Raw genomic sequence first — 914 nt, forward strand, 5'->3', positions numbered from 1 at the left:
AAGTTTGAACGTAATAAACCACACGTAAACGTTGGTACTATCGGCCACGTTGACCACGGTAAAACAACTCTTACAGCGGCAATCACGTCGGTATTAGCAAAGACTTACGGCGGTGACGCTCAAGCATTTGATCAAATCGACAACGCTCCAGAAGAGCGTGAGCGTGGTATCACAATCTCTACATCACACGTAGAGTATGATACTCCTACACGTCACTACGCACACGTAGATTGCCCAGGACACGCCGATTATGTTAAGAACATGATCACCGGTGCTGCTCAAATGGACGGCGGAATCTTGGTTGTTGCGGCAACTGACGGTCCTATGCCACAAACACGTGAGCACATCTTGCTAGGTCGCCAAGTTGGTATTCCTTACATGATCGTTTTCATGAACAAATGCGACATGGTAGACGACGAAGAGCTACTAGAACTAGTAGAAATGGAAGTTCGTGAGCTACTAACAGAATATGAATTCCCAGGTGATGATTTACCAGTAATTCAAGGTTCTGCACTTAAAGCGCTAGAAGGCGAAGAAAAGTGGGAAGCAAAAATCATTGAGTTAGGCGAAGCATTGGATTCATATATTCCAGAGCCAGAGCGTGACATCGATAAGCCATTCATCCTTCCAATCGAAGATGTATTCTCAATTTCAGGCCGTGGTACAGTTGTAACAGGTCGTGTTGAGCAAGGTATTATCAAAGTAGGTGAAGAAGTAGAAATCGTTGGTATCAAAGATACAACTAAGACGACTTGTACTGGTGTTGAAATGTTCCGTAAGCTTCTAGACGAAGGCCGTGCTGGTGAGAACGTTGGTGTTCTACTACGTGGTACTAAGCGTGAAGACGTAGAGCGTGGTCAAGTATTGGCTAAGCCTGGTTCAATCAACCCACACACTAAGTTCGAAGCTGAAGT

General features: G+C 45.1%; 1 protein-coding gene. It reads left to right on the forward strand.

What is annotated here, in order from left to right:
- Positions 1-914, forward strand: a 914-nt coding sequence (gene tuf, locus RM544_RS17650; RefSeq protein ID WP_311363143.1) for an elongation factor Tu, incomplete at both ends; no start/stop codon positions are given.

It is taken from the genome of Brumicola blandensis (genome assembly GCF_031846165.1).
Classification (GTDB): domain Bacteria; phylum Pseudomonadota; class Gammaproteobacteria; order Enterobacterales; family Alteromonadaceae; genus Glaciecola; species Glaciecola blandensis.